Source organism: Serratia sp. MF1(2023), from assembly GCF_030954545.1.
GTDB classification, from domain to species: Bacteria; Pseudomonadota; Gammaproteobacteria; order Enterobacterales; family Enterobacteriaceae; genus Serratia; species Serratia sarumanii.
On the sequence record NZ_JAVHUX010000047.1, the window covers coordinates 25,229 to 37,943 of the forward strand.

Here is a 12,715-nt window from a genome sequence, read left to right on the forward strand (position 1 = left end):
GGGAGCTGCGGCTCCCCATGAATAAGACGGCGGGCGCCGCATGCTGCGCCCGCACAGCCTGTGTCAGTGTGGTTAAGGAGTGCTGGCGATGTGTGAACTGCTCGGGATGAGCGCAAACGTACCGACCGATATCTGCTTCAGCTTTACCGGCTTGGTACAGCGCGGCGGCCGCACCGGGCCGCATAAGGATGGCTGGGGCATTACCTTCTATGAAGGGAACGGCTGCCGCACATTCAAGGATCCGCAGCCGAGCTTCAACTCGCCGATCGCCCGCCTGGTGCAGGACTATCCGATCAAGTCCTGCGCGGTGGTGTCCCATATTCGCCAGGCCAATCGCGGCGAAGTGGCGCTGGAAAACACCCACCCGTTCACCCGCGAACTGTGGGGCCGCAACTGGACCTACGCGCACAACGGCCAATTGAAAGGCTATCGTCAGCTGGATACCGGCACGTTTCGCCCGGTCGGCCAGACCGACAGCGAATACGCGTTCTGCTGGCTGCTGCATCAGCTGGCGCTGAAATACCCGCGCACCCCGAGCCAATGGCCGGCGGTTTTCCGCTATATCGGCCTGTTGGCGAATCAGCTGCGCAAGAAGGGGGTGTTCAACATGCTGTTGTCGGACGGGCGCTTCGTGATGGCCTATTGTTCCACCAACCTGTATTGGATCACGCGCCGCGCGCCGTTCGGCAAGGCGACGCTGCTCGATCAGGACGTGGAAATCGATTTTCAGCAGCAGACCACACCGAACGATGTGGTCACGGTGATCGCCACCCAACCGCTGACCGCCAACGAAACCTGGCACAAGATTGAGCCAGGCGAGTTCGCGTTATTTCACTTCGGTGAGCGGCTTGTTCTGAGCGAAGGGATTGGTGTTGGGCGTCGGGCTGGCTGACGCGTATTGCGTCATCATGCCGCCGCTGCTCATCAGCGGTTGACCCAAGACGTACTGGCCATTGACCACGCCCATTGTCGGCGGCTGGTGGTTCTTCGCGAAGTAATCGTAGCCCGGCTTCAGCTGGCGCCAGAAGGCGATATAGCTGGATGACGCATGGCGCTTGAGGTTTTGCTCGGTCATGCGGAACGGGTAAATGCTGATGTTGACGCGGCTTTGGCCATAGGCGAAGGCGGCTTCGACGTAGCGATAGATCTCGTCCATATAGGTGTTGGTCATCGCGTAACAGCCAATCGATTTACATTCGCCGTGGATCATCAGATAAGCGCCGGAATAGCCCTGCGACTTATCGTAATCATTAGGGAAACCGATATTGATCGCCCGATAATACTTGCTGTCGGGTTTCAGATGGCGCGCGTCAACGCTATAAAAGCCTTCCGGACTTTTAAAGTCGCCTTCACGGCGTTTAGGACCTAGCCCGCCGGAGAAATTACAGATCGGGAACGTGTTGACCAGGCGGAATTCATTGCCCATTTTGGCATACAATTCCAGCTTGCGTTCCTCTTTGAAGATCTGAATATAGACCGGCGAACCCAATAATTGCTGTTTAACTACCGGCGCTTCGGGTACCTGCTCGCTGGCGCTGCAGGCCGTGATCATCGGCATAGAAACAAGCATCGCAAACAACAGCGCGATTTTGCTCATTATTATTCCTGCTTATATTTATTTGCCGGCGCAATGACGTTGGTCGGCATGCCACTGATATTGTTTTTACTGCTGCAAAACACCGCCAGATTACCAGCGCGTTTATTTTTAGCAATACGTGATATGTATAAAAAAACGACAAAGCTCGATAAAAGTGAAATGACCGGCAGATTTTAACGATAAGTAGTGAAAAACAGGCGAAATTTAATTGCGTTTGCTTGACCCAAGTCACGACGGAACGCAGAACAATGTTGCGAACAATGTTAATATTCCCCCTTCAATTTAACGCGCTGTGGCGATTGAAGCGGCAGGAGTTATGGCATATAACCCGGCCATTTTGATGGTTATTTGGCTACAGGCCGTTAACATATCGACCGTCGCGCTAACAACGGAAAGGGGGAATCAAGGGAATGCGCGTTACCCCAGTTTTTCACTGCGAGAAAGTTCATGTTGGGCGTGCCGCCATGCGCACTGCCCGGCAATCCTGGCATCGTCAGCACCCGCCTCTGGGGCCGGGCAGACGTGTAAACCAAACTACATCGTATAAATCCTATGATTAAGATCAGAAAAGGGTTAGATCTGCCGATAGCCGGAGCCCCGGTTCAGGCGATCCAAGACGGCCCGAACATTCAGCATGTTGCCCTGCTTGGGGAAGAGTATGTCGGAATGCGTCCCTCCATGCTGGTGCAGGAAGGCGATACCGTTAAGAAAGGCCAGGCGTTGTTCGAAGATAAGAAAAACCCCGGGGTTTTCTTCACGGCTCCCGCCAGCGGCCGCATCGCCGCGATTAACCGCGGCGAGCGGCGCGTATTGCAATCGGTGGTGATTGCGCTGGAAAACGGCGGCGATGACCAGCTCGAGTTTGCGCATTACCCGCTGGGTGAACTGGCCCAGTTGCCGCGCGAACAGGTCGAGAGCGAACTGATCGCCAGCGGCCTGTGGACCGCGCTGCGCACCCGTCCGTTCAGCAAAACGCCGAGCCCCGGCAGCGAACCGCGCGCCATTTTCGTCACCGCGATGGATACCCGGCCGTTGGCCGCCGATCCGCAGGTGATCATCGCCGAACAGCAGACGGCGTTCAACGCCGGGCTGGTGGTGTTGGCGCGCCTGACGGCGGGCAAGGTGCACGTATGCCACGCCGCCGGCGCCTCCGTTGGCCAGCAGAGCGGCCCGCAGATCGCCTACAGCGAATTCACCGGCCCGCATCCCGCCGGGCTGGTGGGCACCCACATTCACTTCCTCGAACCGGTCAGCCTGAAGAAAACCGTTTGGCACATCGGCTATCAGGACGTCATCGCCATCGGCACGCTGTTCACCACCGGTCAGCTCGATACCCGCCGGGTCGTGGCGCTGGCCGGGCCGCAGGTGGCGCAGCCGGCGCTGCTGCGCACGCGCCTGGGGGCCAGCCTCGAGGAACTGACCGCCGGCCGCCTGAAAAACGGCGAGAATCGGGTGATCTCAGGTTCGGTGCTGAACGGCATGCACGCCACCGGGCCGAACGCCTGGCTCGGCCGCTTCCACTCGCAGGTGTCGGTGCTGGAAGAAGGGCGCGACAAAGAGCTGTTCGGTTGGATCGTGCCTTCGCCGAACAAGTTCTCCATTACCCGCACCACGCTGGGCCACTTCCTGAAGAACAAACTGTTCGCCTTCTCGACCACCACTAACGGCGGCGAACGCGCCATGGTGCCGATCGGCAACTACGAGCGGGTGATGCCGCTGGATATTTTGCCGACGCTGCTGCTGCGCGATCTGCTGGCGGGCGACAGCGACAGCGCGCAGGCGCTGGGCTGTCTGGAGCTGGACGAGGAAGATCTGGCGCTGTGCACCTTCGTTTGCCCCGGCAAGTATGAGTACGCGCCGGTGCTGCGCGAGGTGCTGACCAAGATTGAGCAGGAAGGATAACCGATGGGCCTGAAGAATTATTTTGAGAAGATAGAGCATCACTTCACGCCGGGCGGCAAACTGGAAAAGTGGTACCCGCTGTATGAAGCGACTACCACGGTGTTTTACACCCCCGGCACGGTGACGCGCGGCGCTTCGCACGTGCGCGACGCCATCGATTTGAAACGCATGATGATCCTGGTGTGGCTGGCGGTGTTCCCGGCGATGTTCTGGGGCATGTACAACGTCGGCCAACAGGCGATCCCGGCGCTGCACCATCTGTACAGCGGCGACGAGCTGCAACAGGTGCTGGCGGGCGACTGGCATTATCGCCTGGCGCAGTGGCTCGGCGCCTCGCTGGCCGCCGACGCCGGCTGGGTCAGCAAGATGGTGCTGGGCGCCTGTTACTTCCTGCCGATCTACGCCGTGGTGTTCGTCGTCGGCGGCTTCTGGGAAGTGCTGTTCGCCATTATCCGCAAGCATGAGGTCAACGAAGGCTTCTTCGTCACCTCTATCCTGTTCGCGCTGATCGTGCCGCCGACCCTGCCGCTGTGGCAGGCCGCGCTGGGTATCACCTTCGGCGTGGTGGTGGCCAAAGAGATCTTCGGCGGCACCGGGCGCAATTTCCTCAACCCGGCGTTGGCCGGCCGCGCCTTCCTGTTCTTCGCCTATCCGGCGCAGATCTCCGGCGATCTGGTGTGGACTTCCGCGGACGGTTTCTCCGGCGCGACGCCGCTGGCGCAGTGGAGCGCAGGCGGGGCGCACAGCCTGAGCAACGTGGCTACCGGCCAGTCCATCAGCTGGATGGACGCCTTCCTCGGCAACATCCCTGGCTCCGTCGGTGAAGTCTCCACGCTGATGATCCTGATCGGCGGGGCGATTATCCTGTTCGGCCGCGTGGCCTCCTGGCGCATCGTCGCCGGCGTGATGCTCGGCATGGTGGCTTCCGCCCTGTTGTTCAACGCCATCGGTTCCGATACCAACCCGATGTTCGCCATGCCGTGGTACTGGCATCTGGTGCTGGGCGGTTTCGCCTTTGGCATGATCTTTATGGCGACCGACCCGGTTTCCGCCTCCTTCACCAACAAGGGGAAATGGTGGTACGGCATTCTGATCGGCGTGATGTGCGTGCTGATCCGGGTGGTCAACCCCGCCTATCCGGAAGGCATGATGCTGGCGATCCTGTTCGCCAACCTGTTCGCACCGCTGTTCGATTATCTGGTGGTGCAGGCCAACATCAAGCGGAGAAAAGCCCGTGGCGAATGAAGCGAAAAACGACGGCATCGGTAAAACGCTGCTGGTAGTGCTGCTGCTGTGTCTGGTGTGTTCAGTGGTGGTGGCGGGCTCCGCCGTCGGCCTGAAGTCCAAACAGCAGGAGCAAAAGCTGCTCGACAAGCAGCGCAATATTCTCGACGTAGCCGGCCTGTTGCAGCCGAAAATGGAGAGCGAGCAGGTCAAGCGCCTGTACAGCGAGCGCATCGAACCGCGCCTGGTGGATCTGAACAGCGGCGAGTTTGTCGCCGGCAAGGCGGCGGCGTTCGATCTGGGCGCCGCGCTGCGCGACGACGCCAAAAGCGTGGCGCTGGCGGCGGGCGACGATCCGGCCGGCATCAAGCGCCGCAGCAACCAGGCGGAAATCTACCTGGTGCGCGACGAAAGTGGTCAGGTGAACAAGATTGTGCTGCCGGTATACGGCACCGGTCTGTGGTCGATGATGTACGCCTTCGTGGCGTTGGATAACGACGGCAACACGGTCAAGGGCATCACCTACTACGACCAGGGGGAAACCCCGGGGCTGGGCGGCGAGGTCGAGAACCCGTCCTGGCGCCAGCAGTGGGTCGGCAAACAGCTGTTCGACGACAACGGTCAGCCGGCGATCCGCGTGGTGAAAGGCGGCGCGCGTCAGGGGGATGTGCATGGGGTGGACGGCCTGTCCGGCGCCACGCTGACCTCCAACGGCGTGCAGCATACGTTTGATTTCTGGTTGGGCGAGCACGGCTTCGGCCCGTTCCTGAAAAAAGTTCGTGAAGGAGCGCTGAAAAATGGCTGATTCCAAAGAGATAAAGCGGGTCCTGCTGGGGCCGCTATTCGACAATAACCCGATCGCCCTGCAGGTGCTGGGCGTCTGTTCTGCGTTGGCGGTGACCACCAAGCTGGAGACGGCGGTGGTGATGACCATTGCGGTGACGCTGGTCACGGCGTTCTCCAGCTTCTTCATCTCGCTGATCCGTCACCATATTCCCAACAGCGTGCGCATTATCGTGCAGATGGCGATCATCGCCTCGCTGGTGATCGTGGTCGATCAGCTGCTGCGCGCCTACGCGTTCGAGATCTCCAAGCAGCTGTCGGTGTTCGTCGGCCTTATCATCACCAACTGTATCGTGATGGGGCGCGCCGAGGCTTACGCCATGAAGTCGCCGCCGATCGAGAGCTTTATGGACGGCATCGGCAACGGGCTGGGCTACGGGGTGATCCTGGTGCTGGTCGGTTTCCTGCGCGAGCTGATTGGTTCCGGCAAGCTGTTCGGCGTCCCGGTGCTGGAAACGGTGCAGAACGGCGGCTGGTTCCAGCCGAACGGCCTGTTCCTGCTGGCGCCGAGCGCGTTCTTCATCATCGGCCTGCTGATCTGGGTGCTGCGCACCCTGAAGCCGGCGCAGATCGAAAAGGAGTAAAGGCCGATGGAACACTATATCAGCCTGTTTGTGCGCGCGGTGTTCGTCGAGAACATGGCGCTGGCGTTCTTCCTCGGGATGTGTACCTTCCTGGCGGTCTCGAAGAAGGTCTCGACCGCCTTTGGCCTGGGCATCGCGGTGACCATCGTGCTCGGCATTTCGGTGCCGGTGAACAACCTGGTCTACAACCTGATCCTGCGCGACGGCGCGCTGGTGGAAGGCGTCGATCTGAGCTTCCTCAACTTCATCACCTTTATCGGCGTGATCGCGGCGCTGGTGCAGATTTTGGAGATGATCCTCGATCGCTTCTTCCCGTCGCTGTATAACGCGCTCGGCATCTTCCTGCCGCTCATCACCGTGAACTGCGCCATCTTCGGCGGCGTGTCCTTCATGGTGCAGCGCGATTACGACTTCGCCGAATCGGTGGTGTACGGCTTCGGCTCCGGCACCGGCTGGATGCTGGCGATCGTCGCCATGGCGGGGATCCGCGAAAAACTCAAGTATGCCAACGTGCCGGCAGGGCTGCGCGGCCTGGGCATTACCTTTATCACCACCGGACTGATGGCGCTGGGCTTCATGTCCTTCTCCGGTGTTCAGTTGTAAAGGCGGGAAGAATTTATGGAAATTATTTTAGGCGTAGCAATGTTCACCACCATCGTGATGGTGCTGGTGTTGCTGATCCTGTTCGCCAAATCGAAGCTGGTGAACACCGGCGACATCGCGGTGGAGATCAACGGCGATCTGGATAAGAGCTTCCATGCGCCGGCGGGCGACAAGCTGCTCAACGTGCTCTCCAGCCAGGGAATTTTCGTCTCCTCGGCCTGCGGCGGCGGCGGTTCCTGCGGCCAGTGCCGGGTGGTGATCAAAGAGGGCGGCGGCGATATCCTGCCGACCGAGCTCTCGCACATCAACAAGCGCGAAGCAAAAGAGGGTTGCCGCCTGGCGTGCCAGGTGAACGTGAAGCAGAACCTGAAGATCGAGCTGCCGGAAGAGATCTTCGGCGTGAAAAAATGGGAGTGCGAGGTTATCTCCAACGATAACAAAGCCACCTTTATCAAAGAGCTGAAGCTGAAGATCCCCGATGGCGAAGACGTGCCGTTCCGCGCGGGCGGTTTCATCCAGATCGAAGCCCCGGCGCACGACATCAGCTACGCCGACTTCGACGTGCCGCAGGAGTATCGCGGCGACTGGGACAAGTTCAACCTGTTCCGCTACCGCTCGACGGTGAACGACACCACGGTGCGCGCCTACTCGATGGCCAACTACCCGGAAGAGAAGGGCATCATCATGCTCAACGTGCGTATCGCCACGCCGCCGCCGAACAACCCGGACGTGCCGCCGGGCATCATGTCTTCCTATATCTGGTCGCTGAAGGCGGGTGACAAGGTGACGATCTCCGGGCCGTTCGGCGAGTTCTTCGCCAAGGAGACCGACGCCGAAATGATCTTCATCGGCGGCGGCGCGGGCATGGCGCCGATGCGTTCGCACATCTTCGATCAGCTCAAGCGCCTGAACTCGAAGCGCAAGATCACCTTCTGGTACGGCGCGCGTTCGCTGCGCGAGATGTTCTATGAAGACGACTTCAACCAGCTGCAGGCGGAGAACGACAACTTCACCTGGCACGTAGCGCTGTCGGATCCGCAGCCGGAAGATAACTGGACCGGCTACACCGGCTTTATCCATAATGTTCTGCTGGAGAACTACCTGAGGAATCACCCGGCGCCGGAGGACTGCGAGTTTTACATGTGCGGGCCGCCGATGATGAACGCCGCGGTGATCAAGATGCTGAAAGATCTGGGCGTCGAAGACGAAAACATCATGCTGGATGACTTTGGTGGCTAAATGCGCGCATTGGCGATGAAGAACTGGCTGACGGGCGTGGCGCTGAGCGCCACCCTGCTGCTGACCGGCTGCGGGCCGGAACAGGTGGACCTGACGGGTAAAACCATGGGCACCTCGTATTCGATCCGTTATGTGACCGGCGACGATACGCCGTCGGCGCGTGAGATGCAGGCGGAGATCGATAAACGGCTGGAGCAGGTGAACGACCAGATGTCCACCTACCGGCCGGACTCCGAGCTGAGCCGCTTCAACGCCAGCCGCGACATTGACCGGCCGTTCCCGGTTTCGCCGGCGACCGCCGAGGTGGTGCGCGAAGCGCTGCGCATCAACCGCGTGACCGATGGCGCGCTGGACGTGACCGTCGGGCCGCTGGTCAATCTGTGGGGCTTCGGCCCGGAAGGGCGGCCGGATAAAGTGCCGAGCGAGGCGGAGCTGGCGCATCGCCGCGCCTGGACCGGCGCCGACAAACTGTCGGTGCAGGGCAGCGCGCTGGTGAAAAGCATCCCCGAGCTGTATGTCGACCTGTCGTCGATCGCCAAAGGATACGGCGTGGACGTGGTGGCGGAGTATCTGCAATCGCAACACGTGCAAAACTACATGGTGGATATCGGCGGTGAAGTCCGCACTCGCGGGCGCAACGGCGAGCAAAAGCCGTGGCGCATCGCCATCGAGCGCCCGACCGCCGGTGCGCAGCAGCAGGCGCAGTTGGTGATCCAGCCAGGGGAGATGTCGATCGCCACCTCGGGTGACTATCGCAACTACTTCGAGCAGGACGGGGTGCGCTATTCGCACACCATCGATCCGATCACCGGCCGGCCGATCAACCACCGTTTGGTGTCGATCACCGTGCTGAGCCCGGCCTGCATGACCGCCGACGGCCTGTCCACCGGCCTGAACGTGATGGGGCCGGAGCGCGGCATGGCGTTGGCCAATCTGCTCGGCATTCCGGTGTTCATGATCGTGAAAACCGCCGACGGGTTTGAGGAGCGCTATTCCGACGCGTTCAAACCCTATATGAAAAAGCGTTCGTGAGGTTGCTATGTTGACGGTATTCGCCGCCACCTTTGTGTTGTTCCTGCTGATCGTCGGCGGGATGTCGTTGGGTTACGTGTTCAAACGCAAAAGCCTGCAGGGCAGCTGCGGCGGCATCACCGCATTGGGGATGGAGAAAGTCTGCGACTGCCCGGAGCCTTGCGATGCGCGCAAAAAGCGCGAAGCCAAAGCGGCACAGCGGCGCGAGCAGCTGGACAAGCACCGCATTCTGTAGCTGTAGCGAAAACCCGGCCTTGGCCGGGTTTTTTATTTGGGGGAGGTATTTGATTTTGAATAGGCCAGGTTGCCGAGTATACCACCCACGAAACAGCACAACACTAAGCCAATCGCCAGCAACTCGAAGTTAGCCGACATCTGATCCTCGCCCTCAACGTGGCCAATAATCCAGTCTGAGAGAAAGGGAAAAGCCAGGAGCATGAGGCCGATACCTATTATCGCACCGGCAATAATTGCTGCTATCCGTTTCATATCACCTGCCAGAACCAGACTTCTTTTGATTTAAAGAAATCGCTAAAACGCCCATCCCAAGAAAGCCCCCATTGAATACGAAAATAGCTCGATAGTGTGGTTAAACGAGAACCGTTCCACAGATCTATATGATCTCCCGAGCGATTGCGAAAATTTTCATTCCCTCGCTGCCAGTAATCTTTAAAAAAGATAATGCCGGTTTTGCCTTTCAGCACCCGTTCAAACTGGTTGGGTGTGACTTTTACCATGCGTCCTAGCCCCGGTATCGGTGTTCGTGCTAAGGCATTTGCCAGTTCTTCAGCACGCAAAATATGGCCCTCACTTTTCTTGTGTAACCAACAAAAGTTCACGCCTGATAATTTACTGACATCATACCCACAATGAACCAACGCTGCACCGATGCGTATAGCACACTGATCATCAAAGGCTTTATCACCATGGACAGTGCGGCATGGATACTCATCCCCATTGATTTGAGGATGTTTTTCCCAAAGTTTGTTAAAAGTTATCGACATATAATTCCTTTTAAATCATTCCATTATTCTCTAGCCCTCTGATGCCATAGCATATGTTGATACCCGTAGAGCTATTTAGATGACTGGAGGTGCTATTTAGAAAAGTCTAAGAAAGACAGATCGTTGGCGTGTTTCCAAAGATGGCCAGATCCTAGAGTATTGTCGTCACTAATGGTGATTTTTTGTTCGAAAAGTAGACGTTTATCGCATTATGAGAAGAGGATATTTATGCACCGAATATTATGCGGGTATACGTTTTATTTTTAATATATTTAATTGATAATAAATAAAATATTAATATTGATTGATCGTGAAATTCCGGAGAAATTCCCTTCATTAGGAGAGCGTTGAGTATCTCATTCCCTCAGATTTTCTCCGGTGTTCTATTGTTATTTCGCCTTGCGGAAGCTTTTTGCCTCGGCCGGTGAGTTGACCATCACGCCGTCGGCGCCCAACGCCAGCGCCTGCTGATAATCCTGCGGCGAGTTGACGCCGAACAGGATGATGTGCGCCGGGCCCTGCGAGCGGAAACAGTCCATCGACTCTTTATCCCAGGTCAGAAACGCCTTCGAACGCCCTTCGCCGAGGGTATATTTCTCCACCACTTCCACCTCGCGCTTCAGCTCCAGCCCGTACCAGCGCGGCTGGCGGTTGTCCGGTTTGACGTCGCACTGGTGCGCCATGGTGACGTTGGCCAGCAGCGTGCGGGTCTCGTCGCGGCTTTCGAAGCGCGGGATGGCCGGCGGCAGCGCCTGCAGGTATTTGGCGTCGGTGGAGTAGACGCGGATGCGGTTCAGGCTGTCGGTGCTTTCCAGCGTCGCCAGCAGTGCCTGGCCAAACTGCGCCGGATCGGCGTCCGGGGATTTGATGTCCAGATAGAAAGTCACGCGCGGGAAGGCCTTCAACACCTCATCCAGCCGCGGAATGCCGATGCCCTGGCCGCGGAACGGGTGCGCATCCCCCTTGGCGAAAGCCCAGCCGGCGTCGATCTCGGCCAGCTGCGCGGCGGTATAGGCAGAGACCGGGCCCTGTCGGTTGGTCAACGTTTTCAGATCCGAAGGGCGATACAGCACGATGACGCCGTCTTTGGATTCTTGCAGGGTGATCCAGATGGCGTCGGCGCCGTTTTTCAACGCGGTTTCGATGGCGATGCGGGTGTTTTCCGGCGCATCGGCGGTGCCGCCGCGGTGGGCGACGATCGCCGGCGCGTGACCGGCGGCGGCGCTGGCCGCCAGCGCGCTCAGCGACAGCGCGGAAGCCAGCAGCAAATGAGAAAATCTGATCATGTAGGGTACCTTTTCGTTGTCGTTGTGGTGAGCCGCACGGGATGGCGGAAATCATACTATTGAAAAATTAAGCTTTTTTAACAACGCGGAAATATCTGGCGGAAACGGCGCTTTCGTCGAACCCTGCGGCCTTGAGCTTTCGGTATCTGACTGTATACTTATACAGTGTTAATGGAGGGTGCGATGCGTAAAATCATTCATGTCGATATGGACTGTTTCTTCGCGGCGGTGGAAATGCGCGACGATCCCAGCCTGCGCGATATCCCGCTGGCGATTGGCGGCAGCGCCGATCGGCGCGGGGTGATCAGCACCGCCAACTACCCGGCGCGGCGCTACGGCGTGCACAGCGCCATGTCCACGGCGATGGCGCTCAAGCTGTGCCCGCACCTCACCCTGCTGCCGGGGCGCATAGCGGCTTACAAAGAGGCCTCGCTGCATATCCGTGAAATCTTCGCCCGCTATACCCCGCTGATCGAGCCGCTGTCGCTCGACGAGGCCTACCTCGACGTGACCGACAGCCCGCAATGCAACGGTTCGGCGACGCTGATCGCCCAGGATATCCGCCAGGCGATCGCCGACGAGCTGAACCTCACCGCGTCGGCCGGCGTCGCGCCTATCAAGTTTCTCGCCAAAATCGCCTCCGAGATGAACAAGCCGAACGGGCAGTACGTGATCACGCCGGCGCAGGTGCCGGCTTTTTTGCAGCAGCTGCCGCTCAGCAAGATCCCCGGCGTCGGCAAGGTGACCGCCAAGCGCCTGGAAGAGGTGGGGCTTATCACCTGCGCCGACGTGCAGCAATACGATTTGGCGCAGCTGCTCAAGCGCTTCGGCAAGTTCGGCCGGGTGCTGTGGGAGCGGTGTCAGGGCATCGATCGGCGCGAAATCTCTCCTGAGCGGCTGCGCAAATCGGTGGGGGTGGAGCGCACGCTGGCGGAAGACATTCACGACTGGGAAGATTGCGAAACGCTGATTATCGACAAACTCTATCCCGAGCTGGAGATGCGGCTGCGCAAGGTGAAGCCGGATCTGCACATCGCCCGGCAGGGCGTGAAGCTGAAGTTTCAGGATTTTCAGCAAACCACCCAGGAGCACGTGTTCCCGGTGCTGAACCGGCAGGATTTGCTGGAGGTGGCGCGGCAGGCGTGGCGCGAGCGGCGCGAAGGGCGCGGCGTGCGGCTGGTGGGGCTGCATGTGACGCTGCTCGATCCGCAGCTGGAGCGGCAGCTGGCGCTGCCTTGGGAATAAAAAAGCCGGCAAGTCGCCTAATGCCGATCGTTTAAGGATCAATTGACCGATCCGGTAGTTGCTGTAAAAAGGGTCCATGGCATCATCATGGACCCTTAAAATGGAACTTTCCCAGGCTCTTGGCATTATCAATTTCACCACACCCGAGCGTGCTCG

At 59.0% G+C, this 12,715-nt stretch carries 14 protein-coding genes; 10 read left to right on the forward strand and 4 right to left on the reverse strand.

All coding sequences use genetic code 11. The features are described from left to right. Positions 1-88 precede the first annotated feature (88 nt). Positions 89-892 carry a class II glutamine amidotransferase gene (locus REA38_RS22940; RefSeq protein ID WP_025301665.1) on the forward strand — a complete coding sequence of 268 codons (804 nt, stop codon included), beginning with the start codon at positions 89-91 and terminating at the stop codon, positions 890-892. Here REA38_RS22940 and dpaA read toward each other — a convergent pair. Then, positions 827-1,597: a peptidoglycan meso-diaminopimelic acid protein amidase gene (dpaA, locus tag REA38_RS22945; RefSeq protein WP_033637205.1), complete on the reverse strand. Its 771-nt coding sequence runs from the start codon at positions 1,595-1,597 to the stop codon at positions 827-829. The two genes, REA38_RS22940 and dpaA, sit on opposite strands and share 66 nt — an antisense overlap. Before the next feature lie 552 nt (positions 1,598-2,149). Here dpaA and REA38_RS22950 point away from each other — a divergent pair. From REA38_RS22950 to nqrM, 8 genes are read left to right on the forward strand one after another with little or no spacing between them, the layout of a single operon-like run. Beyond that, positions 2,150-3,499, forward strand: a complete 1,350-nt coding sequence (locus tag REA38_RS22950; RefSeq protein ID WP_308886695.1) for a Na(+)-translocating NADH-quinone reductase subunit A — start codon at positions 2,150-2,152, stop codon at positions 3,497-3,499. A 3-nt stretch (positions 3,500-3,502) separates the two neighbouring features. Next, positions 3,503-4,744, forward strand: a complete 1,242-nt coding sequence (locus tag REA38_RS22955) for an NADH:ubiquinone reductase (Na(+)-transporting) subunit B (protein ID WP_033637208.1) — start codon at positions 3,503-3,505, stop codon at positions 4,742-4,744. After that, on the forward strand, positions 4,734-5,528 hold the full coding sequence (locus REA38_RS22960) for a Na(+)-translocating NADH-quinone reductase subunit C (RefSeq protein ID WP_015376731.1): 795 nt from the start codon (positions 4,734-4,736) through the stop codon (positions 5,526-5,528). Before REA38_RS22955 ends, REA38_RS22960 begins: the two co-directional genes overlap by 11 nt. After that, a complete protein-coding gene (locus tag REA38_RS22965; protein WP_033653338.1) occupies positions 5,521-6,150 on the forward strand; it encodes an NADH:ubiquinone reductase (Na(+)-transporting) subunit D in 630 nt (209 codons plus the stop codon). The genes REA38_RS22960 and REA38_RS22965 overlap by 8 nt, the downstream gene beginning before the upstream one ends. A gap of 6 nt (positions 6,151-6,156) precedes the next feature. Further along, a complete protein-coding gene (gene nqrE, locus REA38_RS22970) occupies positions 6,157-6,753 on the forward strand; it encodes an NADH:ubiquinone reductase (Na(+)-transporting) subunit E (RefSeq protein WP_174158712.1) in 597 nt (198 codons plus the stop codon). A 15-nt stretch (positions 6,754-6,768) separates the two neighbouring features. After that, on the forward strand, positions 6,769-7,992 hold the full coding sequence (gene nqrF, locus REA38_RS22975) for an NADH:ubiquinone reductase (Na(+)-transporting) subunit F (RefSeq protein ID WP_033637209.1): 1,224 nt from the start codon (positions 6,769-6,771) through the stop codon (positions 7,990-7,992). After that, positions 7,993-9,024 carry an FAD:protein FMN transferase gene (locus REA38_RS22980; RefSeq protein WP_308886696.1) on the forward strand — a complete coding sequence of 344 codons (1,032 nt, stop codon included), beginning with the start codon at positions 7,993-7,995 and terminating at the stop codon, positions 9,022-9,024. Positions 9,025-9,031: 7 nt separating this feature from the next. Further along, a complete protein-coding gene (gene nqrM / locus REA38_RS22985; protein WP_004930244.1) occupies positions 9,032-9,259 on the forward strand; it encodes a (Na+)-NQR maturation NqrM in 228 nt (75 codons plus the stop codon). Positions 9,260-9,291: 32 nt separating this feature from the next. Here the strand turns inward: nqrM and REA38_RS22990 are convergent, their stop codons facing one another. From REA38_RS22990 to REA38_RS23000, 3 genes are all read right to left on the reverse strand, one after another. Further along, positions 9,292-9,513, reverse strand: coding sequence for a hypothetical protein (locus tag REA38_RS22990; RefSeq protein ID WP_049196489.1), 222 nt, complete (start codon positions 9,511-9,513; stop codon positions 9,292-9,294). Beyond that, entirely contained in the window at positions 9,510-10,028 is a 519-nt protein-coding gene (locus REA38_RS22995; protein WP_072265219.1) for a type VI secretion system amidase effector protein Tae4, read from the reverse strand. The genes REA38_RS22990 and REA38_RS22995 overlap by 4 nt, the downstream gene beginning before the upstream one ends. 389 nt (positions 10,029-10,417) lie before the next feature. Next, positions 10,418-11,314 (reverse strand): glycerophosphodiester phosphodiesterase family protein, encoded by an 897-nt coding sequence (locus REA38_RS23000; protein ID WP_033653335.1) that lies wholly within the window; start codon positions 11,312-11,314, stop codon positions 10,418-10,420. A 183-nt stretch (positions 11,315-11,497) separates the two neighbouring features. On the opposite strand from REA38_RS23000, the gene dinB reads away from it, so the two are divergent. After that, positions 11,498-12,559, forward strand: a complete 1,062-nt coding sequence (gene dinB, locus REA38_RS23005) for a DNA polymerase IV (RefSeq protein WP_126192305.1) — start codon at positions 11,498-11,500, stop codon at positions 12,557-12,559. The last annotated feature ends 156 nt before the right edge of the window (positions 12,560-12,715 follow it).

Excerpts from the sequence above, each read along its gene's own strand:
- nqrM (WP_004930244.1), top strand. The coding sequence starts at position 9,032 with ATGTTGACGGTATTCGCCGCCACCTTTGTGTTGTTCCTGCTGATCGTC.
- nqrE (WP_174158712.1), top strand. The coding sequence starts at position 6,157 with ATGGAACACTATATCAGCCTGTTTGTGCGCGCGGTGTTCGTCGAGAAC.
- REA38_RS22990 (WP_049196489.1), bottom strand. The coding sequence starts at position 9,513 with ATGAAACGGATAGCAGCAATTATTGCCGGTGCGATAATAGGTATCGGC.
- REA38_RS22995 (WP_072265219.1), bottom strand. The coding sequence starts at position 10,028 with ATGTCGATAACTTTTAACAAACTTTGGGAAAAACATCCTCAAATCAAT.
- dinB (WP_126192305.1), top strand. The coding sequence starts at position 11,498 with ATGCGTAAAATCATTCATGTCGATATGGACTGTTTCTTCGCGGCGGTG.
- REA38_RS22940 (WP_025301665.1), top strand. The coding sequence starts at position 89 with ATGTGTGAACTGCTCGGGATGAGCGCAAACGTACCGACCGATATCTGC.
- REA38_RS22955 (WP_033637208.1), top strand. The coding sequence starts at position 3,503 with ATGGGCCTGAAGAATTATTTTGAGAAGATAGAGCATCACTTCACGCCG.
- REA38_RS22965 (WP_033653338.1), top strand. The coding sequence starts at position 5,521 with ATGGCTGATTCCAAAGAGATAAAGCGGGTCCTGCTGGGGCCGCTATTC.
- REA38_RS22950 (WP_308886695.1), top strand. The coding sequence starts at position 2,150 with ATGATTAAGATCAGAAAAGGGTTAGATCTGCCGATAGCCGGAGCCCCG.
- REA38_RS22980 (WP_308886696.1), top strand. The coding sequence starts at position 7,993 with ATGCGCGCATTGGCGATGAAGAACTGGCTGACGGGCGTGGCGCTGAGC.
- nqrF (WP_033637209.1), top strand. The coding sequence starts at position 6,769 with ATGGAAATTATTTTAGGCGTAGCAATGTTCACCACCATCGTGATGGTG.
- REA38_RS23000 (WP_033653335.1), bottom strand. The coding sequence starts at position 11,314 with ATGATCAGATTTTCTCATTTGCTGCTGGCTTCCGCGCTGTCGCTGAGC.
- dpaA (WP_033637205.1), bottom strand. The coding sequence starts at position 1,597 with ATGAGCAAAATCGCGCTGTTGTTTGCGATGCTTGTTTCTATGCCGATG.